Origin of the sequence: Synechococcus sp. GEYO (assembly GCF_900473955.1) — a bacterium.
Taxonomy (GTDB): domain Bacteria; phylum Cyanobacteriota; class Cyanobacteriia; order PCC-6307; family Cyanobiaceae; genus Synechococcus_C.
In genome coordinates this window covers 64,196-87,767 of record NZ_UCNL01000004.1, presented here as the reverse complement: position 1 = coordinate 87,767, position 23,572 = coordinate 64,196, and the positions used below count along the sequence as shown (strand labels likewise).

Annotated in this window: 26 protein-coding genes, 1 tRNA gene and 1 other RNA gene; 14 read left to right on the top strand and 14 right to left on the bottom strand. The window is 57.8% G+C overall.

All coding sequences use genetic code 11. The annotated features are described in order from the left end of the window. Window positions 1–15 precede the first annotated feature (15 nt). The 3 genes from DXY37_RS02760 to ftsZ all read left to right on the top strand — a co-directional run bounded on the left by DXY37_RS02760 (window position 16) and on the right by ftsZ (window position 2,504). Window positions 16–426, top strand: a complete 411-nt coding sequence (locus DXY37_RS02760) for a hypothetical protein (RefSeq protein WP_115125256.1) — start codon at window positions 16–18, stop codon at window positions 424–426. After that, the gene (locus DXY37_RS02755; protein ID WP_115125255.1) at window positions 426–1,271 is read left to right on the top strand and encodes a cell division protein FtsQ/DivIB; all 846 of its coding nucleotides are present in this window, start codon (window positions 426–428) and stop codon (window positions 1,269–1,271) included. The genes DXY37_RS02760 and DXY37_RS02755 overlap by 1 nt, the downstream gene beginning before the upstream one ends. Window positions 1,272–1,343: 72 nt before the next feature. Beyond that, the gene (ftsZ, locus tag DXY37_RS02750; protein WP_115125254.1) at window positions 1,344–2,504 is read left to right on the top strand and encodes a cell division protein FtsZ; all 1,161 of its coding nucleotides are present in this window, start codon (window positions 1,344–1,346) and stop codon (window positions 2,502–2,504) included. A gap of 63 nt (window positions 2,505–2,567) precedes the next feature. Here ftsZ and ffs read toward each other — a convergent pair. Next, window positions 2,568–2,664, bottom strand: an RNA gene (ffs, locus tag DXY37_RS02745) — signal recognition particle sRNA small type. A 44-nt stretch (window positions 2,665–2,708) separates the two neighbouring features. Here ffs and panB point away from each other — a divergent pair. Continuing rightward, on the top strand, window positions 2,709–3,527 hold the full coding sequence (gene panB / locus DXY37_RS02740) for a 3-methyl-2-oxobutanoate hydroxymethyltransferase (protein ID WP_115125253.1): 819 nt from the start codon (window positions 2,709–2,711) through the stop codon (window positions 3,525–3,527). Here panB and hemW read toward each other — a convergent pair. Next, window positions 3,439–4,701, bottom strand: a complete 1,263-nt coding sequence (gene hemW, locus DXY37_RS02735) for a radical SAM family heme chaperone HemW (RefSeq protein ID WP_115125252.1) — start codon at window positions 4,699–4,701, stop codon at window positions 3,439–3,441. The genes panB and hemW overlap by 89 nt on opposite strands. 71 nt (window positions 4,702–4,772) lie before the next feature. Between hemW and DXY37_RS02730 the strand changes: the two genes are divergently transcribed. Genes DXY37_RS02730 through cbiB form a run of 5 tightly spaced genes read left to right on the top strand, consistent with a single transcriptional unit; the run spans window position 4,773 to window position 9,369 of the window. Further along, on the top strand, window positions 4,773–5,927 hold the full coding sequence (locus DXY37_RS02730; RefSeq protein ID WP_115125251.1) for a PIN/TRAM domain-containing protein: 1,155 nt from the start codon (window positions 4,773–4,775) through the stop codon (window positions 5,925–5,927). A 29-nt stretch (window positions 5,928–5,956) separates the two neighbouring features. Next, window positions 5,957–6,628, top strand: coding sequence for an ATP-dependent Clp protease proteolytic subunit (locus DXY37_RS02725; protein WP_115125250.1), 672 nt, complete (start codon window positions 5,957–5,959; stop codon window positions 6,626–6,628). A gap of 53 nt (window positions 6,629–6,681) precedes the next feature. Continuing rightward, window positions 6,682–7,284 carry an ATP-dependent Clp protease proteolytic subunit gene (locus DXY37_RS02720; RefSeq protein WP_067094172.1) on the top strand — a complete coding sequence of 201 codons (603 nt, stop codon included), beginning with the start codon at window positions 6,682–6,684 and terminating at the stop codon, window positions 7,282–7,284. A 56-nt stretch (window positions 7,285–7,340) separates the two neighbouring features. Continuing rightward, entirely contained in the window at window positions 7,341–8,336 is a 996-nt protein-coding gene (gene ilvC, locus DXY37_RS02715) for a ketol-acid reductoisomerase (RefSeq protein ID WP_115125249.1), read from the top strand. Between the two features lie 28 nt (window positions 8,337–8,364). Continuing rightward, on the top strand, window positions 8,365–9,369 hold the full coding sequence (gene cbiB, locus DXY37_RS02710; protein ID WP_115125248.1) for an adenosylcobinamide-phosphate synthase CbiB: 1,005 nt from the start codon (window positions 8,365–8,367) through the stop codon (window positions 9,367–9,369). Here cbiB and DXY37_RS02705 read toward each other — a convergent pair. Continuing rightward, on the bottom strand, window positions 9,363–10,121 hold the full coding sequence (locus DXY37_RS02705; protein ID WP_115125247.1) for a sugar transferase: 759 nt from the start codon (window positions 10,119–10,121) through the stop codon (window positions 9,363–9,365). The two genes, cbiB and DXY37_RS02705, sit on opposite strands and share 7 nt — an antisense overlap. A 194-nt stretch (window positions 10,122–10,315) precedes the next feature. Between DXY37_RS02705 and DXY37_RS02700 the strand changes: the two genes are divergently transcribed. Further along, a complete protein-coding gene (locus tag DXY37_RS02700) occupies window positions 10,316–10,573 on the top strand; it encodes a hypothetical protein (RefSeq protein WP_115125246.1) in 258 nt (85 codons plus the stop codon). Between the two features lie 192 nt (window positions 10,574–10,765). Here the strand turns inward: DXY37_RS02700 and DXY37_RS02695 are convergent. The 8 genes from DXY37_RS02695 to hisF all read right to left on the bottom strand — a co-directional run bounded on the left by DXY37_RS02695 (window position 10,766) and on the right by hisF (window position 16,981). Beyond that, window positions 10,766–10,852: transfer RNA gene (locus DXY37_RS02695), tRNA-Ser, on the bottom strand. A 428-nt stretch (window positions 10,853–11,280) separates the two neighbouring features. Then, on the bottom strand, window positions 11,281–11,694 hold the full coding sequence (locus DXY37_RS02690) for a ComEC/Rec2 family competence protein (RefSeq protein ID WP_115125245.1): 414 nt from the start codon (window positions 11,692–11,694) through the stop codon (window positions 11,281–11,283). Window positions 11,695–13,472: 1,778 nt separating this feature from the next. Beyond that, a complete protein-coding gene (locus DXY37_RS02685) occupies window positions 13,473–13,757 on the bottom strand; it encodes a hypothetical protein (RefSeq protein ID WP_115125244.1) in 285 nt (94 codons plus the stop codon). Window positions 13,758–13,803: 46 nt separating this feature from the next. Then, window positions 13,804–14,712 carry a glycine--tRNA ligase subunit alpha gene (glyQ, locus tag DXY37_RS02680; protein ID WP_115125243.1) on the bottom strand — a complete coding sequence of 303 codons (909 nt, stop codon included), beginning with the start codon at window positions 14,710–14,712 and terminating at the stop codon, window positions 13,804–13,806. 53 nt (window positions 14,713–14,765) lie between these two features. Beyond that, entirely contained in the window at window positions 14,766–15,113 is a 348-nt protein-coding gene (locus DXY37_RS02675) for a hypothetical protein (protein WP_067094159.1), read from the bottom strand. 85 nt (window positions 15,114–15,198) lie between these two features. Continuing rightward, on the bottom strand, window positions 15,199–15,900 hold the full coding sequence (gene ubiE / locus DXY37_RS02670; RefSeq protein WP_115125242.1) for a bifunctional demethylmenaquinone methyltransferase/2-methoxy-6-polyprenyl-1,4-benzoquinol methylase UbiE: 702 nt from the start codon (window positions 15,898–15,900) through the stop codon (window positions 15,199–15,201). Then, window positions 15,897–16,082 carry a hypothetical protein gene (locus DXY37_RS02665; RefSeq protein WP_244276818.1) on the bottom strand — a complete coding sequence of 62 codons (186 nt, stop codon included), beginning with the start codon at window positions 16,080–16,082 and terminating at the stop codon, window positions 15,897–15,899. The genes ubiE and DXY37_RS02665 overlap by 4 nt, the downstream gene beginning before the upstream one ends. 119 nt (window positions 16,083–16,201) lie before the next feature. Continuing rightward, window positions 16,202–16,981, bottom strand: a complete 780-nt coding sequence (gene hisF, locus DXY37_RS02660; RefSeq protein WP_115125241.1) for an imidazole glycerol phosphate synthase subunit HisF — start codon at window positions 16,979–16,981, stop codon at window positions 16,202–16,204. Window positions 16,982–17,058: 77 nt separating this feature from the next. On the opposite strand from hisF, the gene DXY37_RS02655 reads away from it, so the two are divergent. From DXY37_RS02655 to DXY37_RS02645, 3 genes are read left to right on the top strand one after another with little or no spacing between them, the layout of a single operon-like run. Then, a complete protein-coding gene (locus DXY37_RS02655; protein ID WP_244276816.1) occupies window positions 17,059–17,307 on the top strand; it encodes a DUF2862 domain-containing protein in 249 nt (82 codons plus the stop codon). A gap of 11 nt (window positions 17,308–17,318) precedes the next feature. Next, the gene (chlG, locus tag DXY37_RS02650) at window positions 17,319–18,272 is read left to right on the top strand and encodes a chlorophyll synthase ChlG (RefSeq protein ID WP_115125239.1); all 954 of its coding nucleotides are present in this window, start codon (window positions 17,319–17,321) and stop codon (window positions 18,270–18,272) included. After that, window positions 18,269–20,278, top strand: coding sequence for a transglycosylase domain-containing protein (locus DXY37_RS02645; protein ID WP_115125238.1), 2,010 nt, complete (start codon window positions 18,269–18,271; stop codon window positions 20,276–20,278). Before chlG ends, DXY37_RS02645 begins: the two co-directional genes overlap by 4 nt. Here DXY37_RS02645 and DXY37_RS02640 read toward each other — a convergent pair. Then, a complete protein-coding gene (locus tag DXY37_RS02640; protein WP_115125237.1) occupies window positions 20,256–21,599 on the bottom strand; it encodes a 16S rRNA (cytosine(967)-C(5))-methyltransferase in 1,344 nt (447 codons plus the stop codon). The two genes, DXY37_RS02645 and DXY37_RS02640, sit on opposite strands and share 23 nt — an antisense overlap. A gap of 304 nt (window positions 21,600–21,903) precedes the next feature. On the opposite strand from DXY37_RS02640, the gene DXY37_RS02635 reads away from it, so the two are divergent. After that, the gene (locus DXY37_RS02635; protein ID WP_115125236.1) at window positions 21,904–22,683 is read left to right on the top strand and encodes a phycobilisome rod-core linker polypeptide; all 780 of its coding nucleotides are present in this window, start codon (window positions 21,904–21,906) and stop codon (window positions 22,681–22,683) included. On the opposite strand, the gene DXY37_RS02630 is transcribed toward DXY37_RS02635, so the two are convergent. Next, entirely contained in the window at window positions 22,662–23,033 is a 372-nt protein-coding gene (locus DXY37_RS02630; RefSeq protein ID WP_115125235.1) for an MGMT family protein, read from the bottom strand. The two genes, DXY37_RS02635 and DXY37_RS02630, sit on opposite strands and share 22 nt — an antisense overlap. Beyond that, window positions 23,033–23,425, bottom strand: coding sequence for a glycine zipper 2TM domain-containing protein (locus DXY37_RS02625; protein WP_371637812.1), 393 nt, complete (start codon window positions 23,423–23,425; stop codon window positions 23,033–23,035). Before DXY37_RS02625 ends, DXY37_RS02630 begins: the two co-directional genes overlap by 1 nt. Window positions 23,426–23,572: the final 147 nt, after the last annotated feature.

The following is a 23,572-nucleotide window of genomic DNA, read 5'->3' as shown; positions in this document are numbered from 1 at the left end:
TCTGCTGCTGCCGCGATGATGCACGGTTTGCTCTGGTTCCCGCTGCTGCTGGTGTTTGTGCTGCTGGCGTCCTTGGGCTGGCTGGAGCGACGACGCCAGAATCTATTTCGCGTCTGGAGCGAATCATCCGAGCTGGCCAAACTCGATGGCTGCGGCGCAGCACGGCTGAAGAACGGTGAGCTGTGCTGGAGCAGTTTCCATGCAGGCAGCTTCAAGGATGAAGGTCGCTTTGTAATCAAGACACTGGAATTGGTGGAGTTGATGTCGCTCTCCTCTGGTGATGCACCGCTGGCCCATGAGTCTCAGGGTCGCTGCCGCCTGAGGCTGATCGGTGAAGGCCAACAGATGGACGTGCCCTTCTCGGATGCGGAACGGGCCCGCCGCTGGATGAATCAGTTGATGGCGAAGGCTCGTTGCGACCTGTGATGGCGCGCTCCAAAGCCAACAAACAGGACAGCAGCAACAGCAGCGCTCCCCTTCCTCCAGGTGTAGAACGCCGGCGCAGGCTGCGCCAGGAAAAACGCCAGGAGCAGTTGATTCAGAGCTGGCGCATCTTTCTGTTTGGCGGAGTCTCAAGCGGACTGATCTGGGTTCTGCTGAGCACCGGCTGGAGCTTGCGCTCGCAGCAGCAGCTCACAGTCCGAGGCAGCGATCGCCTCGGCAGTGATGCGGTGGTCAAAGCGGCCGGACTGCGCTTCCCAAGGCCCTTAATCACCTTGGAACCAGGACGTCTCGAGCGCAGATTGCTGGCCGAACTCCCGGTGCAGTCCGTGTCGGTGCAGCGCCGTCTTGTCCCACCCGGACTGGAGATCGAGCTCAAGGATCGTCGTCCAATCGCGGCGGCCAGCCGCATGGGGGCCCGCGGCAAGGAACAGGGCATGGTCGACGGTGAAGGTCATTGGATGCCACTCACGGTTGCGCGCCAAGGGGAAGCCCCCGCCAGTGCGGTGCGAGTGGAGGGGTGGATTCCCAGCCGGCGTTCGATGATTGCGACGGTGCTGGACAAACGAGATCAGCTGGGCAGTCCGTTGACGGTGATCCATATCGCCCCAGATGGTGACCTCAGCCTGCGCACGCAAACGCTGGGTCTGGTGCGACTGGGCTCCAATGAACGTCTGCTGGATCAACAGCTCAGCACCATCGCCCTGCTGTCAAAAAGTCTTCCCGAAACCCTGCGAGGCAAAGCCAGCAGCGGCATCGATCTTTCAGACCCTTCCAAACCCGAATTGCAGTTGAAAGCGGATCCGAAACAGAAAACGAGCAAACCCTGACCAGAGGTTGCAGCGTGCTGAAACCACAACGAGTGTTATTTGAATTCGGCGATCGTGGCTCGCAGGGACATAATGCACACGCACCTCAATGGTTCGACGACGGCGATGGAGATGGTGAGCGGTCAGATGTCCCCTTCTCCTGATTCAGCAGGAATCCTTCCCTCTCAATCCGCCCGAATTGAAGTCATCGGCGTTGGTGGCGGTGGCAGCAACGCCGTGAACCGCATGATTCAAAGCGACCTCGAAGGGGTTGCTTACAGAGTTCTGAACACCGATGCACAGGCCCTGCTCCAATCATCGTCAGAACATCGCGTTCAGCTCGGACAGACGCTGACACGTGGCCTCGGAGCTGGCGGTAACCCCAGTATTGGTCAGAAAGCAGCTGAAGAATCCCGCGCTGACCTGCAGCAGGCACTTCAAGGTGCTGATCTTGTCTTCATTGCAGCCGGCATGGGTGGTGGCACGGGAACCGGTGCGGCACCCGTGGTCGCTGAAGTTGCCAAGGAAAGTGGCGCCCTCACGGTTGGCATCGTCACCAAGCCCTTCGGCTTTGAGGGCCGTCGTCGCATGCGCCAGGCCGATGAGGGCATCGCCCGGCTGGCCGAGCATGTGGACACGCTGATTGTGATTCCCAACGACCGTCTACGCGATGCGATTGGCAGTGCCCCTCTTCAGGAAGCCTTCCGCAGCGCAGATGATGTTCTGCGCATGGGTGTGAAGGGCATCACCGACATCATCACCTGTCCAGGCCTGGTGAATGTTGACTTCGCTGATGTGCGCTCGGTGATGACGGAAGCCGGCACTGCCCTGCTTGGCATTGGCGTCGGATCTGGCCGATCGCGTGCGATCGAAGCCGCCCAGACCGCGATCAACAGCCCTCTGCTTGAAGCTGCCCGCATCGATGGTTCCAAGGGTTGTGTGATCAACATCAGCGGTGGCCGCGATATGACCCTCGAGGACATGACGAGCGCCTCCGAAGTCATTTACGACGTGGTGGATCCCGAAGCCAACATCATTGTCGGAGCCGTGGTGGATGAACGTCTCGAAGGAGAGATTCACGTGACTGTCATCGCCACAGGGTTTGAGAATGGTCAGCCCTATCGCTCTGAGAGAAGTGTTCCGCGCGCTGCCACGTCTGCTTTCAGTCCCGCTGAATCTCAGGATTCAGGTGCTCGCATACCTGAATTCCTGAGACAGCGTCAGCAACGCCAGGATGGCGGCCAGAACAACTGACTCAGAGTGCATTGCACTGAATGTTGCCCGACTCTGGTTGTTCGGAGTCGGCTATTGCAATGTGGTGACCCGGAGTCCACGCCTGTTCAGAGCATCCCGTGTGGCTGCTGCCTTCCGGTTCTGACCAAGTTTGGGCGTCTGAACCGCATAGGTCCGAGTCACCTGTGATGTTAGCAATGGAAGTCCGCTGATTCGAGAAAGCGGTTGCGCGCCTCTGACCTGATCCGGTTCAAGCAGACCGGCCAACCGATCACCATGCTCACCGCCTGGGATGCTCTGAGCGCCTCCCTCGTGGAGGACGCCGGCGCTGATGTGGTGCTGGTGGGGGATTCACTCGCCATGGTCAGCCTCGGTCACAGCACAACCCTTCCCGTCACGCTGGAGCAGATGCTGCTGCACACACAGGCGGTCTGCCGCGGTTTGAGCAAGCCGTTGGCCCAACAACCGCTGGTGATCACCGACCTTCCCTTCCTTAGCTACCAGTGCGGCTTGGATCGCGCGGTGGCCGCAGCAGGAAGCCTGATCAAACAATCCGATGCAGCGGGAGTGAAGCTTGAGGGCGCCGAACCCGAGGTGTTGGCGGTCATTGAACGCTTAGTTCGCACGGGAATCCCTGTCATGGGGCACCTGGGGTTGTTGCCTCAAGCGGTCCACAGCCTTGGCTACCGCCGTCAGGCCAGGGATCCACGCAGCCAGGAACGCCTCTTACAGCAAGCTTCGGAACTGGAGTCGGTGGGGTGTTTTGCGATGGTGCTCGAGCACGTTCCCTCCGAACTCGCAAGCCAGGCGAGGCGGCGTCTGGCCATCCCGGTGATCGGCATCGGAGCAGGGGATGACTGTGATGGGCAGGTGAGCGTGACCGCCGACCTGCTTGGGCTCACCCGCTCACAACCACCTTTCAGCCAAGCTCGGATGGATGGTCGAGGCCTTGGGGTCAAGGCTTTGAGCAGCTGGTTGGAGGATCAGCGTCAGCACTCAGCTCCTCCCACCACTCCACCAGCTCCACCAAAACCGCATTGCTGACAGCCATCCCCAGAGGATCGGTGAGCTGCCAGCGAGCGCCGCGCCTGCGAAGCAGATCTGTTGTGAGAAATCCTGCCCAGCGATCCTCCAGTCGAGGCAGCCAGCGGCTGCAAGCTTGCAATGACCAGCCGCAACTCAGGGCTTGTTCCAGCAGGTCAACGCCTTCATGTCGCCTGAGCCCCACGAGCAGACGGTCCTCCAGGCTCATCGGCAGGGCCAACCCCTTCAGCAAAGACGAATGCGGACCGTCCCTCTGCTGCTGGTCGAGCCATTGTCCATAGGCCTCACGGGTGCGCGGCCTCGCGAAGCGCTCACCCCAGGGAGCACTGGTGGCGCCCAAACCAAAAGCCCACCAACCGGCTCCGCTCCAGTACACACGGTTATGCCTAGAGGCATGGCCTGGCCTGGAGAAATTGGAGATTTCGTAGCGGCAGTAGCCAGCCCTAGCCAGGCGATCACTGGTGGCGGCAATCCGATCGGCAGCGCCGTCCTCATTGGGCAACTCCAGCTCACCGCGTTGCTCCAGCTTTGAGAACACCGTGCCAGGTTCGACGCTGAGGTCATAAATGGAGAGATGGGGAGCACCCATCGCAACTGCACGCTCCAGCTGAACGGCCCAGGCGTCGTCGCTCTGATCAGGCAAATTGCGAATCAGATCAAGGCTCCAGCTCCGCAGGGCACCATTTTCAACGGCTCCATGGAGCCATTCACAGGCTTCCAGGAGATCCGAGCGGCGATGACGGCGACCGAGGGCTTCCAAAACCTGGTCGTCAAAACTCTGACCACCCAAACTCACCCGATTCACACCGGAGAGCAGCAAAGCCTCGAGATCCATCCGCTCAAAGCTGGCGGGGTCCATTTCCAGGGTGATCTCAGATCCGCTCTGCAAGCCGAAACGAGCCCTCAGGGCATTGAGCACACGCCCCACCTGTTCAGGGGTCAGCAGCGAGGGTGTGCCTCCTCCGATGTAGACGGTGGCCAAAGGCGGCCCCATTGGAGAACACTCGATTTCCTGCAGCAGCTGGCCGAGATAGGTCTCGATTGAGCGACTCCCAGGCCCACCTTGGGCATCCGCCTTGTCTCCCAGCGGCACCACCGCGAAATCGCAGTAGAAGCAGCGCCGATGGCAAAACGGGATATGGATGTAAGCGCTGCGGGGCGCGGGTGCGGTCATCAGCCCGAGCCAGGAGAGTGAGAATGGTGCATGCTGCCTGCAAGTGGACTGGGCAGTGAGAACCCAACCTCATGGTCGAAGCGCTCATCATCATCCTGTTCCTGATCTCCGGGACGGCCACCGGCTGGATGGGCGTGCATCTGCTCCCGCAGGAATTGCTGGATGACACCAACGCCCAGCAGGTCCGTTTGGGCCTGAGCGCCGGCGGTGCGGTCATCGGCCTGGTGGCTGGGGTGGTGTTCCGACGGCTGCGGCAGCGACTCATGAATCAGGTGCGCACCATGCCCACCGATCTCCTGGTGAGCCGGGCTGTTGGACTGATCCTTGGCCTGCTGGTGGCCAACCTGCTGCTGGCACCGGTTCTGTTGCTACCTCTTGCCGGCGCCAGCTCTCTGGTGAAACCCCTTGCAGCGATTCTCAGCAACGTATTTTTCGGCGTGCTGGGCTACAACCTCGCCGAGGTGCATGGACGCACGTTGCTGAGGCTGTTCAACCCAACCTCCACGGAGGCCCTACTGGTGGCGGATGGTGTGCTCACACCGGCCACAGCCAAAATCCTCGATACCAGCGTGATCATTGACGGCCGTATTCAGGGAATGATCGGGTGCGGACTGCTGGAGGGGAAGGTGATCGTGGCCCAGACGGTGATCAACGAAATGCAGCAACTCGCCGATTCCAACAACATCGAGAAACGCGGCAAGGGTCGACGCGGTCTGAAGCTGCTCAATGCGCTGCGCGAGACCTACGACAAACGTCTAGTGATAAACACGACCCGCTACGACGGGGCAGGGACCGATGATCGCCTGCTGCAGCTCACGGAAGACACCGGCGGCACGCTGGTGACGGCGGACTTCAACCTGGCTCAGGTGGCGCGGGTGAAGGAGCTCAAGGTGATGAACCTCAGCGAACTGGTGATCGCTCTGCGCCCTGAAGTGCAACCCGGAGATGAACTCAACCTGAAGATCGTCCGCGAAGGCAAGGAGGAACACCAGGGCGTGGCCTACTTGGAAGACGGCACGATGGTGGTGATTGAAAACGCACAAGCTGCAATTGGTGAACGACGGGCCGTGGTGATCACGGGAGCCTTACAAAATCCAAGCGGCCGGATGGTGTTCGGTCGGCTCGACAAAGAAGGCGAAACAACCGCCACCAGCAAAAGCATTCCTGGAGCAAAACCGCCCCGCAAAAACCGACGCAATGAGCGTCCAACCCAAGAGTCCCGCTAGGCTCCACCGACCACGGCAGCCCGACGCGGATGACCACATCAGCCCCTTATTACGGCGATTCGTCGGTGATGCGGACCCCGCCCCCGGATCTTCCTTCATTGCTGCTCAAGGAGCGCATTGTCTATTTGGGGCTACCGCTCTTTTCCGATGACGACACCAAACGTCAAGTCGGACTCGATGTCACTGAACTGATCATTGCTCAGCTTCTTTTCCTGGAATTTGATAACGCTGAAAAGCCGATTTATTTTTATATCAATTCAACTGGTACCAGCTGGTACACCGGTGATGCCATCGGCTTTGAAACGGAAGCTTTCGCGATCTGCGACACCCTCCGCTACGTGAAACCCCCGGTCCACACCATCTGCATCGGACAGGCGATGGGGACAGCAGCTGTGATTTTGTCTGCCGGAACTAAGGGACACCGCGCTGCCCTGCCCCACGCCTCAATAGTGCTTCATCAACCCCGCAGCGGAGCCCAAGGCCAAGCAACGGACATTCAGATACGTGCCAAGGAAGTGCTGCACAACAAGCGAGCGATGCTTGAAATCCTGTCGACAAACACCGGCCGCAGCGTGGAGGAACTCTCAAAGGATTCCGATCGCATGAGTTACCTAACTCCAGACCAGGCCAAGGATTACGGGCTAATTGATCGCGTGCTCTCCAGTCGCAAGGAGCTTCCAGCTCCCGTTCCGACCGGCTGATCCAGGCCTCCTCCCTCACGTTTCACTGCTTTCTCTTCACCCCACCAGGACTCATGCCGATCGGAACTCCCAGCGTCCCCTACCGCCTCCCTGGCAGCCAGATGGAGCGCTGGGTGGATATCTATACCCGATTAGGAGTTGAGAGAATCCTCTTCCTCGGTTCCGAGGTCAATGATGCAGTCGCCAACAGTCTCGTTGCCCAGATGCTCTACCTCGACTCCGAGGACAGCAGCAAGCCGATCTACCTGTACATAAACTCCCCGGGTGGATCGGTCACGGCAGGGCTGGCGATTTACGACACCATGCAATACGTCAAAAGCGACGTGGTCACCATCTGCGTGGGTCTTGCGGCATCGATGGGAGCCTTCCTGCTGGCGGCGGGCACCAAGGGCAAGCGATTGGCCCTTCCCCACAGCCGGATCATGATTCACCAGCCTCTTGGCGGAACTGCCCAAAGACAGGCCAGTGACATCGAAATTGAAGCGCGCGAGATTCTGCGCATGAAGGAGATGCTCAACCGCTCGATGGCTGACATGAGTGGCCAGAGCTTCGAGAAAATCGAGAAAGACACCGACCGCGATTACTTCCTCAGCAGCGAGGAGGCCAAGAACTATGGATTGATCGACCGAGTGATTGCCCACCCCAACGAGGCCTGATCGACCCGGCACTTGCGTAAGCTCGGTCGTTACCAAGCTCCACGTTCATCGTCCGGATGGCTCAGCTTTTTTACGACTCCGATGCCGATCTCTCGCTGCTCAGCGGCAAGACAGTTGCCATAATCGGCTACGGCTCTCAGGGCCATGCCCACGCCCTGAACCTTAAGGACAGCGGTGTGAACGTGGTGGTGGGCCTGTACGAAGGAAGCCGCTCCGCTGACAAAGCCAAGGCCGACGGCCTGGAAGTTCTGAGCGTCTCGGATGCTGCCGCCAAGGCGGACTGGATCATGGTGCTGCTGCCTGATGAGTTCCAAAAAGAGGTCTATGACAAGGAAATCGCGCAAAATCTGAGTGCCGGCAAGGTTCTTAGCTTTGCTCACGGTTTCAATATTCGTTTCGGCTTGATCCAGCCTCCCGCCGATGTGGATGTGGTGATGATCGCCCCCAAGGGCCCAGGTCACACCGTGCGTTGGGAATATCAAAACGGTCAGGGCGTTCCTGCACTTTTCGCGATTGAGAAAGACGCCTCCGGCAACGCCCGTGGGCTGGCCATGGCCTACGCCAAAGGAATCGGCGGCACCCGCGCCGGCATCCTGGAGACCAACTTCAAAGAAGAAACCGAAACCGACCTGTTCGGGGAACAAGCAGTGCTCTGTGGCGGCCTGTCCGAACTGGTGAAAGCCGGCTTCGAGACCCTTGTCGAAGCGGGTTACCAGCCTGAGCTGGCCTACTTCGAGTGCCTGCACGAAGTGAAGCTGATCGTGGATCTGATGGTGAAGGGTGGTCTTTCAGCCATGCGCGACTCGATCTCCAACACTGCCGAGTACGGCGATTACGTGAGTGGCCCCCGCCTGATCACCGCCGACACCAAAGCGGAGATGAAGCGAATTCTCTCCGACATCCAGGACGGCACCTTCGCCAAGAACTTCGTAGCTGAGTGCGAAGCCGGCAAGCCCGAGATGAACAAGATCCGCAAGCGCGACGGTGACCACAAGATCGAGGAAGTGGGCAAAGGGCTGCGTTCGATGTTCAGCTGGCTGAAGGCCTCCTGAACAGGCCATCATTCAGCCCTTTCTCCTGGTGATCGCCGCGGCCGGTCTCGATCGGCTAATCGGCGATCCTCTGTGGTTGCCTCATCCTGTGGTGTGGATGGGGCGTTGTATCACCATACTGAGGCGCAGCATTGAGCATTGGAGCGGTGAGCACTCCCAGTGGCTGCGTCTGGGTGGACTGGCCATCACGCTTGTTCTCACCCTTGGCAGCGCCAGCATCGGGTGGCTGATCGAACGTAGTGCCCTACAAACGCACGGCGTACTCCGGAACGTCGCAGTACTGGCACTGGTCGCTGGCCTTGCCAGTTCTCTGGCAGCCAAAAGTCTTGAACAAAGCGTGCTGAATGTGATCGCAGCCCTTCCCTGTGAAGAGGGAGGAGATCTATCAGCGGCACGACAACAACTCAGCTGGATCGTGGGCCGCGATACGACCTCACTCAGTGGAGACGATATCCTGCGCGCCACCGCCGAAACCGCCAGTGAGAATGCCGTGGACGGGCTGTTCGCACCACTGTTTTGGATGTTGGTGGGTGCAGCTCTCTGGAGCCTTGGATTGACCGACGCGCCAGGTCCACTGGCCCTTGCCTGGGGATTCAAGGCGGCCAGCACTCTGGATTCCATGCTGGGTTACCGCAGAGGAAAGCTGCGCTGGCTGGGCACGGCAGGCGCACGACTCGATGACCTGCTGACCTGGCTGCCCTGCCGCTTGGTGATGTTGAGCCTGCCGCTGGTCAGCAGGCCCTGGCGCCAATGGCCAGCGCTGGTTAGATCGGCTGAATCTGATGGCCAGCACGATGCTTCCCCGAATGCAGGACGCTCAGAAGCGATCTATGCGCACTGTGCGGGCGTGCAACTCGGCGGCAGGAACCGTTATGGAGACCGCTGGGTGGACAAACCACTGCTTGGAGCCGATCACCCCAAAGCTGACCCGCAAGGGATCAACAAAATCCTGGCGCTGACAGGACGACTTGAGCTGCTTTGGATCCTGATCGCGGCCTTGTTGAGCTGGAGCCTGCAGGCATGCGTTCAATAAGCACCACGATCCATCGGCAGCAGCAACACGCCGAAAGTGCGCAGGATGATGGCGAGATCGAGCAACAACGAACGACCGCGGGCATAAGCAAGATCAAGCCTGACCCGCTTGTCATAACTGAGATTATTTCTGCCGCTCACCTGCCAGAGGCCAGTCAAACCAGGCCTGACAGCCAGGACTTCATCCATGTAGTCGCCGTAACGACTGATCTCCTTGTTCACGATCGGCCGTGGGCCGACCACGCTCATCTCGCCGCGCAGAACATTCAAGAACTGAGGCAGCTCATCAAGGCTTGAGCGACGAAGAAAACGCCCGATCGGTGTGATCCGAGGATCATTTTTCAGCTTGAAATCCCGTTCGAATTCAGCGCGCATCTCAGGTGAACGTTCCAACACCTGAGCCAGAACGACATCAGCATCCGGCCGCATCGTGCGGAATTTGATGCATCCAAACGGTCGATAGCCGCGCCCGACCCGATTCTGCACATAGAACACAGGCCCCGGTGAACTGAGTTTCACCAGAACGGCCAGAAGCAAAAACAGTGGAGAGCCCAGCCCAAGCACAGCCGCTGAGAACACAACATCACCACTGCGCTTGAGCGAGCGTCCAAGCCTGCTCTGGCGACCAACAAGCGTCAAAGCGGGGAGGCTCGAAGGCGGTGCAGCAACCAACTCCAAGTGGCGGCGCGATGCACGACGTCGCAGTTTGGAGGGCGATGCAGATAGCACTGCACGACGGGGAGCACTCGCCAAACGTTGTCCCTCTCGTCTCACACCAATCAACCGCACGACCCTGCATTCGTCAGCATCGACAGGCCAGTAACCGCAACGGCACAGAACTTAGCGCGCCTGCCCCCTAGATCCAAACGTGTCTCAGCACGCGACAGATTGATCAAGAAGTCTCTCAGGCGATTGCCGAGCTACGCCCCAGTCCCGAAGCTTGGTGAATGGCATCCACCAGCACTGCTCTCAACGGCCTTCTCGAAGAGGCTCTCCAGGAAGCCTCCATCGGAGAAACCACTCACTTCCACTGGCATGCCACTGCCGTTGGGATTGCAGCGCTTTGGCAGGGAGACTTACCCCCCAGTACTCCACCTTTCGATCAAGCCGTCACCGAAGGACTGGAAGTCGGCCTGGATCTGAGTCGAGAGGAACGGGAGTTTCATCAGGTCAGCAACGGACTGGTGCTGCTGTTTCACTCATAAATGCAATCTCGATCGCTACAGCTTGATTGTTGAGCCGTGGATCCATTCTCGATTGAGCACTGATTACGTCAGTCAACAAGCCATGGGCTTCAGCCCAAAACAATCAAAAGGCAGAGTCCGGGCGACTCAAAGTCAGCCCGACAACATCGTTCGACCTGAACATCAAATCCCTTTTCGGGGATGATCTAAAAACGGAGAGGGTGGGATTCGAACCCACGAGGGTGTTACCCCTACACGATTTCGAGTCGTGCGCATTCAACCGGGCTCTGCCACCTCTCCAAGCGCTTAAAGCGCACTCTCACTTTAGTAGGCGGCCCTCTTACTCCCTGAGTTTCTGCCCGATTGAGGGCGAAGATTGCTGCGACGCAGTCGTTGAACTCGAGTTCCACAGCGGACAATCAACATGCGGCCCCGCTGGTCAGCGACGCCAACACTCAGTCCATCGCTCAGGAGACGCTGTCCTGGCGTTAGGCGGAACCGTCCTCTCTATTCCACTTGAAGCGTGTACGCCAATGCCTTCCAAGACGGTTCTTGATCCGTTGCCACGGGATCAAGAACCGCTATCCAGTCGAGTTGCTAACGACCGAGCCCATGACCCAGACGTGTTGCGATTCGGCAACTGAGGTCATCACCATGGCTGCTCAACATGGCCGCCCGCCCTCGATGGCGCAGCACCAACCACTGGCGTCCCCACCGCTCCACACGAATCAAGTCATCCCGAGCTGAACCCGAACCTGCAGGTACACCGCCAACAGAAGCCACAACAGCGACAGGCCGTGCCAGCGCTGCTGAGCAGGCAACTGCCAAGGCAGCAGACCCAGCAACAACAGAGGATGCAGAGGCCAGATCAACCAAGGCCGCAGAGCAGCGCTCAGAGCAGTTGGCAGCAACAGCACCCTCACAGCCAGAGCCATGGCGGCCAGGGTGAGCGGAGCCAGCAACGGAGCAACAAGCAAGTTGCTGAGTAATGCATAGAGCGGCGCTGCTCCGAAATGATGCCATTGCAGCGGCAGGGTCCAGAAGTGAGCTGTAAGGAGAATCCAGAGCGCCGAAGCCAGTCGGTGCAATGGCTGGGGGTACGGCCCCGTCCAGAAACGAGACGGGGTCTTGGTGGAATCCAGAGGGTCCTAATTCCTGGGTTCGACTAAAGAGCCTTTGGTCTCCGTTGCGTTGTTTTTCACTAACCCCTAATAGTTTTTTACTTCGACAAATGCAGCAACTTGTTTACTGACTTCCGCTTAAAGTAGATCCCCCAGCTTTTTATAACCGCATGAGAATAATTCTTTTGGCTTTGGCTTTCTTACTGCCTTCACCCGCTTTGGCAAGCGACCTGGGAATTGCCGACATGAAAGGACGAGCGAACTTCTCACAGAGTTTGAATGTATTTCGCGGTCAATGTGGGGGGCCGCTTTCAGACACCCTAAAAGAATGCAAAATAGCATTTGTGAACGGAAGATTAGTGGTTTCGAGCAGTCGCAAATCTAGTGATCGTGGTCCTTCTGGGTTTGAACGCGTAAAAGGAATTTTGCCTAATCAAGTCAGAAGCATCTCTTGGAGTGAACCACAATTTCATAATCATCAGAGATTCATAAACGAAATTATCTACGTTTCAAGCAAGGGTGATTGGACAAGAGCAGGTTTTCAATTCTCACACGGAAATGAAGTCCGAGGTTTTTATTCTGCTCTATTGAGATGGATGAGCGAAAAGAATAAAACTCTAGATGCGGAGTAGTTCAATTCAGCGTCGGAGCTGGACTCCTTTTAGCAAGAGCAAGTTTAAGCCTACATTGTCGATGACTTGATAGAATTGAGCGGGTTTCATTCCCGGCCGTCTCTCACTTGAATCCAGCGATCGCCAATCAATACGGAATGAACTTTTCCTCAATTGCACTTCACTTCAATAACTCATCAATAGAGCTCACCAACATCAATGAAACGCCTAAACAATTACCAAAACCTGCGACAACAATCTTTGGCCTAAAGCCTCATCTCAATTGATATCGCTAGTGTTCCAATGGCTATCTTCGGTCGGAAGTTAAGCCATTTGTCTATTTAATTACATTCAGTCGGTACTCAGGTGTGTCATGAGCAGGCAAGCCAAACCCTCCTTGGACAATGCTTATAGTCCCAAGAAAACCAATCGATAAAGGCAACAAAGCGACTAAAACTACAGCCATTATCTTTCTAGGGCTAATGTGGTCATTTCGTCTATTGAACGACTCAATAATGCTCCTTGCCGCTCCATAGAAGAGCAATACACATCCGCCCTGAACGAGCTTGGCTATATGTTGCCCAGGCTCCATGAGATGTAGAAGAATAGTCATTCCAGGAAAAAAGCACCAGGCTAGCCAGAGCCAGGTAAAACCAAGCGTCTTCCATGCATTTGGCAGCCATAATTGTTTGAATAGAATTGATTTCAAGCAACGTCGTTTGCCTCGCATAAGAGTAAGCCTTTACTGCTTCATAGCACTGCAAAAACTGAAGGCAAACAATGGCTGTCCTTTGCTTGACTACGCCAGCCACTCCGGGGGCAGGGGCTTCGCGAGATATAGCTCCGTCCCTAGGACTTCACAGCAGAACTCATGTAGTGCTGCAGCCATCAGAGATTGTTTTTGTAGTCTCGAAAATATCGGCCGCCGAAACCGTCTCCTGTCTCCCAGTATTCAGCCTGATATTTCACTAGACGGGAATAGCGTTCAGCCTGCTCATCAGTAATCATTGCTTCGACTTCTGGAGTACAGCTCAAGGACTGATTCACCTGACTCTCCATTGAAAGGCCGAAACATGATCCAGTGCATAGATCAGCGAATGACGCAATAAAACTGACTGGGAGATGCCCAGGTGCTTTGCAGCAAATGTGGCCCGTTCACGCAGTAATAGATCCTCCAGCTCATTGGCGTTAAGCCAAAGAATCAAACGAGAGTCCTTTTTCAAAAATGAACAGGCTGGGACCGCCTGACTGAGGCTGGGGCATGGCCCCAGTGCCGCAGCGAGCACTGACCAGACAGAGCATCAAAGCGAGAGCCGCCATGGCCTTTTTAGGTCGCCGCAAGGTTCGCCCCCAGGCAAGCAGTCCGCAAACCAGAAGCGCCACCAGGCTCAGCCACTGCGCTGGGGAGCGAACACAGGCCGCCCCCACGCAGGCCATGAACAGCAACAACCCGGCACTGAGCACCGGCTTCATTCAGCACGATCGAAGTTGTTGCGAGGGTTCCCCCACTCCCCCACGATCAGACGGCTGATGCGGCGGCAGGAGTGGCAGCGGCGGCGGGTTGCTTCAGCAACGGGAATCCCAGCGCCTCCCGCTCAGCTAGCCAGGCCTCCGCAACCTTGCGCGCCAGGTTGCGGATGCGGCCGATTGTGGCCGTGCGCTCCGTCACCGAGATCACCCCACGGGCTTCCAGCAGATTGAAGGTGTGGCTGCACTTGAGCACGAAGTCCAAAGCAGGCGCAGGCAAATTGTTGTCAATGAGATCAGCAGCTTCCGCTTCATAGATCGCGAACAACTGCTTGAGGCGCTCAGGGTTGGATGCCTCGAAGTTGAAATGACACTGTCCTTTCTCAAAAGGAAGCCAGATGTCGCCATAACTGCGCTCAGCATTCCAGCTCAGATCCCAGATGCTTTCCACGTCCTGCAGGTACATCGCCAAACGCTCAAGCCCGTAGGTGATCTCAATCGATACCGGCTTGCAATCGATGCCGCCGCACTGCTGGAAATAGGTGAACTGAGTCACCTCCATGCCATCGAGCCACACCTCCCAGCCCACACCCCAGGCACCCAGTGTTGGCGACTCCCAGTTGTCTTCCACGAAGCGGATGTCGTGATCAGCAGCACGAATCCCCATCGCTTCCAACGAGGCGAGATAGATCTCCTGGATACCATCCGGCGAAGGCTTGATCAGCACCTGGTACTGGAAATAATGCTGTGCTCGATTGGGATTGTCGCCATAGCGACCATCGGTCGGGCGACGACAAGGCTCGGGATAAGCCACGGCCCAGGGCTCCGGTCCGATCGCTCGCAAAACCGTGTGCGGACTCATGGTTCCTGCGCCCTTTTCCGTGTCGTAGGGCTGCAACAGCAGACACCCCTGCTCGGACCAGAACCGGTTAAGAGTGCTGATGATGTCCTGAAAATGCATCCGTACGCTGGAGCCAATCCGATGCATTCTCGCGTCAGAGCCGCCTGGGCAGCTCAGCTCAGAGAAAGGCAGCGACGCAAATGGGCGATCGCGTGATGGCGATGGGGATGACTGCGCCCCGGGCCCATGGTGCCCAGCCAGAAACTGCCATCACCCTGGAAGACCAGAACGGGTTTGCTGGCTCCTTTGCCGTGGGTTTCCAGTAGCGACATGCACAGCTTTTCGGCCACCTCCGCCCCCCTGGGGCGAGAGCGAAGACGGCGCAGAACCGGATCTACCTGAGAGAACGAAACGAAGGTGGCCTTCTGTGAATCGGTGACCAGGATCATCCCGTCCAGCCACTGGACTTCATCAAGCAAATCCTCAATGGAGGACAGCAGAGACGGCAATGGAAAGGCCATGCGTTTCTTCCCCGCTTCTTAATCATTCCTTCATAGTTCATCGGTCTCACTTGTCGCAAGCGAGGCACGTCGGAAGATGAACGGATCAGGCCCAAACTGTGAGAAGGCCCATCAGGCCTGCTGCCACTGGGCGATGGCACGCTTCGCGAAAACCGGTATCGAGAGCCATCTGCTGCTGAGCGGCTCCATCGGGAAAACACTTGAGGCTCTCCTCTAAATAGGCGTAGTGCTCGGCAAGACCGGCCCGAGCCGCAATGGGAACCACCACTCTGCGCAGGTAAGTGCGTTGGAACAGAGCCGCAGCAGTGCCTGAGGGCAGTCGGTTGAAATCCAGCAGACCGGCCCTGCCTCCATCACGCAGCACGCGCCGAAGCTCCCTAAGACCTGCCGCTGGGTCAGCAAGATTTCGTAATCCGTAGGCCATCAACACCCCATCTGCACAGGCATCAGGCATCTCCAAGTTCAGAGCATCACCCTGTTGCCATTGCACCGGCAGCCAGGGTTCGCGCGCCGATCGTTGGGCCGCAATCTCCAGAGGTGCAGCGGCCGCATCCACACCAACCACGCTCCCTCCAGGTCGCAAACGGCGTGCCAAAGAGATGGCTAAATCACCCGTTCCGCAACAAAGATCCAACCATTGCTCCCCCGGCTTTGGTGAGAGCTGCAACACCATCTCTCGCTTCCATTGGCGATGCAGCCCAAGACTGAGCCAATCGTTGAACTTGTCATAACTGGGCGCAGCATCGTTGAACAACTGTTCAACGGCTTCAGCATCGCCGGGTTTCAAAGCGGCAGGCCACTAAGAGTCATGACCATCACAGTGGCGAGTCCGACGGCGGCTGAGCACACCATGCAGCCAGCCAACATGAGCGAAAACTCGCCCTGATCAATGGCGGATTGCATCAACTGAAGTGCCCAGCCCACAAGGGCGACCACCACGAACACCAGCAGAATGCCTAGAGGCAACACCCAACTCGTTGGGATTAGTGGGTGAACTGAAGAAACCGTCAGTGCCTCAATCGTGGAAAGCAGGAGATGCACTAAGGGAATCCAACCGCGCAGAACAGTTCTTTACACATTAAGAGAAGTCAAGCCTCAAGGGGCCGAATCATCAGGCCTCGGCTGAGCAAATCGGCCTTGATCGCCTCAACGGTGAGGATTCCGTCATGAAGCAGGGATGCCAACAGTGCAGCGGATGCCTGTCCGCCATCCGGGCCTTCGTCGAGAGCCGCAGCAATGTGATCAAGACAACCAGCGCCGCCCGAAGCAATGACAGGAACAGGTACGGCTTGTGCAACCGCCCGCGTGAGCTCGAGGTCATATCCCGCCTGAGTGCCATCACCATCCATGGAGGTGAGCAGGATTTCACCGGCTCCGAGTTCAGCCACTCGGCGTGCCCAGGCGATCACATCCAGGCCAGTGTTCTCACGACCACCCTTCACATACACATCCCAGCCGCCTGCCTCCCGCCGGCGAGCATCAATCGCCACCACGATGCATTGACAACCGAAGCGGTCCGCTCCTTCCTTAACGAGCTCCGGCCTTCGCACTGCTGAGGAATTGAGGCTGACCTTGTCAGCTCCAGCCCGAAGGAGCTCGGTAATGCCCTCTGCCGAAGCAATGCCACCGCCAACGGTGAAGGGAATAGTGACCTGCTCCGATGTTCTGCGGACCATCTCCACCAGGGTGGCTCGGCCCTCATGACTGGCCGCGATATCCAGAAACACCAGTTCGTCAGCACCTGCCTGGCTATAACGGCAGGCCAGCTCGACAGGATCTCCCGCATCACGAAGTCCGACGAAATTCACCCCCTTCACCACGCGCCCTTTGGCGACATCAAGACAGGGGATCAAGCGCAGGGCGACCATGGCATTCGATACACGGCTGTTAATGTGCAACGTCTTTCCAAGCCTTGCAGGTCATGCTGGGAAATGTTCTCAATCTGATCAAACGATTAACTGGCTCAGAACCTCTTCCAACACCGCAACTCGAGTCCATTGAGGTTGGGAGCAAAGTTCGCATCACCCGGGTTCGTGATCGCATTCCCCAGGGCATGGTTGACCTCTTAAAAAGTGATGCCTTCGGCACCGTCACTGAATTCCGCACGGTCGATGGCAAAGGCATAGGAGTGGTCGTGGAGCTGAGTGATGGATCCAGCTCCTGGTTCTTTGAAGACGAGATCGTCGCTGCCTGAGGCTTTATTCCGTGAGTGACGCCCGACAGCTTCTCGGCATGAAGGGTGCCAGTGGCACCACCAATATCTGGAAGCTGCGTCTGCAGCTGATGAAGCCGGTCACCTGGATCCCCTTGATTTGGGGCGTTGTCTGCGGCGCTGCGGCGAGTGGGAACTACGAATGGCATCTTGATCACGTGCTCGCTGCCATCGCCTGCATGGTGATGAGTGGCCCCCTGCTGGCGGGTTACACCCAAACCATCAACGACTACTACGACCGCGAAATCGACGCGATCAATGAGCCCTACCGGCCGATTCCATCCGGCGCGATCTCACTGGGGCAGGTAAGGCTGCAGATCTTGGTGTTGCTGTTGAGCGGACTGGCTGTGTCCTGGGGTCTCGACCAATGGGCAAACCATGAAATCCCAGTGCTCTTCCTGCTTGCTGTCGGCGGGTCTTTCGTCAGCTACATCTATTCCGCTCCTCCCCTCAAGCTCAAACAAAACGGCTGGCTTGGTAACTACGCCCTGGGCGCCAGTTACATCGCTCTTCCCTGGTGGGCAGGCCAGGCACTCTTCGGTCAACTCACTTGGGCGACCGCTCTGCTCACCCTGGCCTACAGCCTTGCAGGGTTGGGGATCGCCGTGGTGAACGACTTCAAAAGTGTGGAAGGGGATCGTGCTCTGGGGCTTCAGTCACTTCCGGTTGCATTCGGAATTGGCCCCGCAAGCTGGATCAGCGCTGGGATGATTGATCTGTTTCAGCTGCTGATGGTTGCGGTGTTGATCGCGATCGGTCAGCATTTTGCTGCTGTTCTTCTTGTGCTGCTGATCGTGCCCCAGATCACCTTCCAGGACATCTGGCTGCTGCGCGATCCCGTGGCCTATGACGTGAAATATCAGGCGAGCGCGCAACCCTTTCTAGTACTGGGAATGCTAGTCACCGCCTTAGCGATTGGTCACAGCCCCCTGACCCAAGGCATGTGATCCGCACCCGTCGTCATTGGATTCTGATCGGGGGTTCAGCCATTGTGATCGGCAGTGGTGTGGCTCTGGCGCAATCCGCAGTTGTCCGTGCTTTCGACGCCACGCTCCCCGATGCACGCGGCATCAGCCGATTCAATCGACCCGGCACGATCACCCTGCTCGCCAGTGATGGTGCCGTGATCCAGAAGCTGGGACCTGCGACCCGCGAAAAAATCAAACCCGGGGAGATGCCTTTGCTGGTGAAGCAGGCGTTCATCGCTGCGGAAGATCGACGCTTCTACGAGCACAACGGTGTTGATATCTGGGGAATCGGCCGGGCTCTGGTGCGCAACGTGCGACAGGGAGCCGTGCGAGAAGGGGCCAGCACGATCACCCAGCAACTGGCACGAACGGTTTTCCTCAGTCAGGACCGCACGATCACGCGCAAGCTCAAAGAAGCAGCCCTGGCCTACAAACTCGAACGCCAGCTCAGCAAAGAGCAGATTCTTGAGCAGTACCTGAACTATGTGTATCTCGGCGCCAGCGCCTATGGGCTATCAGATGCCGCCTGGGTTTATTTCTCCAAAACACCAAATCAACTCAACCTGCAGGAAGCCGCACTGATTGCCGGCCTTCCCCCTGCTCCATCGGTGTATTCACCGCTGGTGAACCCTGACCTGGCCTTGGAGCGACGCAGCATCGTGCTGAATCGGATGCAACAGGCTGGATTCATCACCGCCAGCGAAGCCGAGCAGGCTCGCATCAGCCCGCTCGATCTCAAACCAGCCATTCCCAAATATTTCAACAGCTCAGCGCCTTACTTCACCAGCTGGGTGGCCCAGCAATTGCCGCAGCTGCTGACCCCTGAACAGATTGAAGTTGGAGGCCTGAAGATCCGCACCAGCCTCAATCTCGACTGGCAGAAGAAAGCCCAGCAAGTGGTGAGGAAGTTTGCCCCGTTCAACACCGAAGGGGTGATCGTGTCGATGGAACCAGGAACGGGCCTGGTGCGAGTGATGGTGGGTGGCAAGAACTTCAGCAGCAGTCAATTCAACAGAGCAACCCAGGGCCTGCGCTCGCCGGGATCCACCTTCAAGTTGTTTCCTTATGCCGCCGCCCTCAGTTCGGGAGTTAAACCGGAAGACATCTTTGTGGATGCTCCTCGCTGCTGGTCGGGCTACTGCCCCAAGAATTTCAAAAACAAATACTTCGGCAACATCTCACTGGCTGACGCCCTCAAGAATTCGCTAAATACGGTGGCAGTGCAGCTTCAGGACAAAGTCGGCTTCGACGCGATCATCGGCACCGCCAACAAACTGGGCATTGGCAACGAGCGCCCTCTTGGCAAGTACTACCCGATGGCCATCGGTGCCTATGAGCAGACCGTGCTCGAGATGACTACCGCCTATGCCGCCGTAGCCAATCGTGGGGTGTACTTCAAACCCATGGCCTTAGAAGAAATACGCGGCCCAGAAGGCAACGTTCTCTGGAGCAGGCGCATCGATGGCGAGAAAGGCCGTCGGGCCCTCGACAGCGAGGTGGCCGATGCCATGAACTGGATGCTGCAACGGGTGGTGACAGGAGGAACGGGTGCTGCAGCCCGGCTTGATGATCGCCCTGTGGCTGGCAAAACCGGCACCTCCGAAGGAGCCAGGGACCTGTGGTTTATTGGCTCAATCCCACAGCTCACCACGGCGGTCTGGTTCGGCCACGACAACAACGCCGAAACCAACAGCGGCAGCGGCGAGGCAGCCTGGGCCTGGAAGCAATTCATGACCCAAGTAAAGGGCAGCTACAACGTTCAGAACTTCCCTCCCAAACCAGTCCTCAAACGCCCCTTCACAGGTCCGCAAAAACAAAGCCGCACCACAACGGGCGCCACATCCACCGATGAAGATGGGGACCAGCCGTTCAGCAGTGGCGAAGAACCGACAACCGACAAGCCAGCCACACCCCCAAGTCGTTACATCGCTCCACCCGGGGGGCCACCTGTGGATGAAAACTTCATGCCGCTACCGGTGCAGTGACCACTGCGGCATAAAAGCCGTCGCCCCCACTGGGATCAGGCCAGCGCTGCTGCTCTAAGTTGAGCACGAGATCAGGATGGTCCTGCAGCCAGCTGTGGATCTGTTCAGTGTTTTCTGAGGGATGGATCGTGCAGGTCGCGTAAACCAGACGTCCACCCGGTGCCAGCAACGATCGAAGACCATCCAGGAGCTCGATCTGCAGCTTCAGCAAGTCAGCCACCGACTCCTCATTGACTCTCCAGCGAGCATCGGGATGGCGCGCCAACGTGCCTAGACCTGAACAGGGTGCATCCACAAGAATCCGGTCAAATCGCCCCCTCCACTCCGGTCGCTCCTGGGCGAGCTGCGACGCATCGGACGCCAGTGCCTGAATACTGCTGCAGCCCAGCCGTGCCGCATTGGCGGCCACCCGCTGCAAGCGACCGGGTGAACGGTCCACAGCCCAGATCTCTCCCTCATCACCCATCAACTCGGCCAAATGAGTGGCTTTGCCACCTGGGGCAGCACAAGCGTCCAGCACGCGCTGACCAGGGAATGGATCCAGCAACGGAACCACCCACTGAGCCGCACGATCCTGGACGCACCAATAGCCTTCGCTGAAACCAGGCCACTGGCGCAGATCACCAGATGGCTCCAGCACCTGAAGTCCATCCGGGCAACCGTCAATCGCAGCTGTTGCAATGCCGCGTTGGGCGAACAGGGCTTCCACACGATCGGGCGTTGAACGCAGGCGATTCACGCGCAGATCGAGGGGTGGAACCTGATTGAAAGCTCTGGCAACGCGCTCCGCCTGTTCTGGGCCGCACCACTGAAACAGTCCACGGCTGAGCCACAACGGCAGCGACTGCTCCTGAGCCAGAGCAGCCGCCGGCTCCGCAGGCAGAGCCAATGCTTCGCCAGCCTCACGGGATCGCAAGGCTGAACGCAACAGTCCATTCACCACCGGTGCCAAACGCGCCAACTTGCCCTGCTTGGCCAGTTCCACGGTGGTGTTTACGGCAGCCGAGGCAGGAATTCGCTCCATCCGCAGCAACTGGTAAAGACCGATGTGAAGCAGCCAACGTAAACGTGGTGGCTGCTTGCGGGCAGGCACCTTGCCCAAGCGATCCAGCCAGCCATCCAGCCACTGCCGCCAGCGAATCGCCCCATAGGACAGCTCCGTGACAAATCCGCGATCGAGAGCATTCAGAGGCCGGCGGCGCAGAGCCCGCTCTAGAGCGACGTCCGCGTAAGCCCCGGCTGCAACCGCCTCAAGAACATCCCAGGCAACACGTCGAGAGAGCAGAGCATCTCGGGAAGACGGTTCAGCAGGTTGAGCCATAGATGGGCTTCGCTGACTTCAATCATCGGCCAGCAACCTCCAGACCCTGGGGTCATGCGCCAGCAACAGGGCAGGAGTCAGCCTGAGGCAACAGGCTTCAAAGAAAACTCCACAGGCCCTCAAGACAGACAAGAGTTAGCAGAGATATTGAAAATTGCTTAAAAAAAGAAAAATAATTTAACTAAAAACGTCGATCAGTTTGAAAAAAGATCTTGTTTATTTGCGAAAGCATAAGAATCACCCGATCAAATCTTAGTTCGGCTCAAGACTCTCTTTGATACCAAGGTCACGTCCAAAAATTGCCATGCTTTCGTCCACCTCTGTCGCGACACAATTCGGCGGTGAACGTGCAACCAAGCAACCCGTAAAACTGCGGTCCGGGTTTTCAGGCTCTGCAGAAGCAGCAGATATCGATACGGCGATTCAAGAGGCCTACAAACATGTTTATGGCAATGCACATGTCATGGATTGTGAGCGCTCAATCTCCCTTGAGGCTGAATTGCGCGATGGACGGATCAGCGTGCAGGAGTTCATCCGAGGTCTCGCCAAGTCGGACTTCTATCGCAAAAACTTTTACGATTCTTGCTCTCCCCAGCGAACCATCGAACTGGATTTCAAACATCTGCTGGGCAGGCCGCCTCATGACCAAAGCGAAGTGTCCGAATCCATTCAGATTCAGGCTGCAGCAGGACACGATGCGCTGGTGGACTCTCTGATTGATTCAGAGGAATACAGCCAAGCTTTCGGAGAGCATGGCGTTCCATTCGTGCGCTCCTGGCAAAACCAACCTGGATCAGCCCAGTCGGCTTTCAACCGCACTGCCGCAGTCTCTCTGGGTTACGCCTACAGCGACAAAGCCATCGGAACAGGCTCAAGACTGGGCAATCAACTGGCTACTGGGCGCGCCAGCAGAATCGCGTTTCCTGCCTCTGCCAAGCTCCAGTTGATGCGGATCTCCAACAGCTGGAGAGGCAATCAGCCACCACGCTGGGCCACCCGTATTGCGACGGTGTTCGTGATCGCAGGCGTGATCGAAGTCACGCGTTTGGTGGTCACCGTGGCCTACAGCGCCCTGAGCAACTGACCCATCTCGGCGAGCTGCCCTTCATCAGGTGACCAAAGGAACCTTTTGAGGGGCAAACGGCCTTCTTGATCCACAGGAATCCCCTCAGCGATCAGAAGCTCCCGCTGCATCCAGTCGGATCCCTCTCGACTCAGGCTCATCGAGATACGACCCTGAGCATTCACCACACGCTGCCAGGGAATGCGCGACGGCAGACATAAACGGCGCAGAGCCCAACCCACCTGGCGTGCACAGCCATAGGCACCAATCCAATCTGCGACCTGTCCATACGTGGACAGGCGGCCCTCAGGAATGAAGGCAACCACAACGCTCACCCGCTGATCAAACGTGCTGCGCTGTGGAGCCGTCATCAACCGCCATCGACCTGACAACCAATCAGAGCACCAGCAGCCCCCCCGACCGGCACACCGAACCAACGACCATTGCCACGCGACAGGGCAGCACCGAGTCCGGCCCCAAGCAGACCGCCAATCACGCTGCCCTCAAAGCAACTATTGGTATCTGCGTTGTGTTCATCCCATGAAGCGCGCCGAGCCAAGCCATTCGGTCGATACAGATACTCACGGCTGTTGTTATATGCACGTCGACTGCCGTTAGCGCGATAGCCGTAGTCGTCACGACCGTCGTAGCGACGACCGTGATCACCGCGGCACTCATACGCCAACAAAGGAGTTGCCGTGATTGGCAACAGGGCAGCCAGCGTCAGCAGCATCGTGAGTCTCACCGGAACAGGCTGATTCATGGTGACTTCATGCATGGATAGAGCCATCCTGTTGAGGCCCACCTCTGAAGAGGTGACTGAATATCGGCGACCCTGCATCCAGATATGACTGGGCTCAGCCACATGCTCCAAACAGCAATCCAATCCACGCCATCAGCTTGCGCCAGG

Excerpts from the sequence above, each read along its gene's own strand:
- DXY37_RS02760 (WP_115125256.1), top strand. The coding sequence starts at position 16 with ATGATGCACGGTTTGCTCTGGTTCCCGCTGCTGCTGGTGTTTGTGCTG.
- DXY37_RS02755 (WP_115125255.1), top strand. The coding sequence starts at position 426 with ATGGCGCGCTCCAAAGCCAACAAACAGGACAGCAGCAACAGCAGCGCT.
- ftsZ (WP_115125254.1), top strand. The coding sequence starts at position 1,344 with ATGCACACGCACCTCAATGGTTCGACGACGGCGATGGAGATGGTGAGC.
- hemW (WP_115125252.1), bottom strand. The coding sequence starts at position 4,701 with ATGACCGCACCCGCGCCCCGCAGCGCTTACATCCATATCCCGTTTTGC.
- DXY37_RS02730 (WP_115125251.1), top strand. The coding sequence starts at position 4,773 with ATGGTCGAAGCGCTCATCATCATCCTGTTCCTGATCTCCGGGACGGCC.
- DXY37_RS02725 (WP_115125250.1), top strand. The coding sequence starts at position 5,957 with ATGACCACATCAGCCCCTTATTACGGCGATTCGTCGGTGATGCGGACC.
- DXY37_RS02720 (WP_067094172.1), top strand. The coding sequence starts at position 6,682 with ATGCCGATCGGAACTCCCAGCGTCCCCTACCGCCTCCCTGGCAGCCAG.
- ilvC (WP_115125249.1), top strand. The coding sequence starts at position 7,341 with ATGGCTCAGCTTTTTTACGACTCCGATGCCGATCTCTCGCTGCTCAGC.
- DXY37_RS02700 (WP_115125246.1), top strand. The coding sequence starts at position 10,316 with ATGGCATCCACCAGCACTGCTCTCAACGGCCTTCTCGAAGAGGCTCTC.
- DXY37_RS02685 (WP_115125244.1), bottom strand. The coding sequence starts at position 13,757 with ATGAAGCCGGTGCTCAGTGCCGGGTTGTTGCTGTTCATGGCCTGCGTG.
- glyQ (WP_115125243.1), bottom strand. The coding sequence starts at position 14,712 with ATGCATTTTCAGGACATCATCAGCACTCTTAACCGGTTCTGGTCCGAG.
- DXY37_RS02675 (WP_067094159.1), bottom strand. The coding sequence starts at position 15,113 with ATGGCCTTTCCATTGCCGTCTCTGCTGTCCTCCATTGAGGATTTGCTT.
- hisF (WP_115125241.1), bottom strand. The coding sequence starts at position 16,981 with ATGGTCGCCCTGCGCTTGATCCCCTGTCTTGATGTCGCCAAAGGGCGC.
- DXY37_RS02640 (WP_115125237.1), bottom strand. The coding sequence starts at position 21,599 with ATGGCTCAACCTGCTGAACCGTCTTCCCGAGATGCTCTGCTCTCTCGA.
- DXY37_RS02635 (WP_115125236.1), top strand. The coding sequence starts at position 21,904 with ATGCTTTCGTCCACCTCTGTCGCGACACAATTCGGCGGTGAACGTGCA.
- DXY37_RS02630 (WP_115125235.1), bottom strand. The coding sequence starts at position 23,033 with ATGACGGCTCCACAGCGCAGCACGTTTGATCAGCGGGTGAGCGTTGTG.
- DXY37_RS02625 (WP_371637812.1), bottom strand. The coding sequence starts at position 23,425 with ATGAATCAGCCTGTTCCGGTGAGACTCACGATGCTGCTGACGCTGGCT.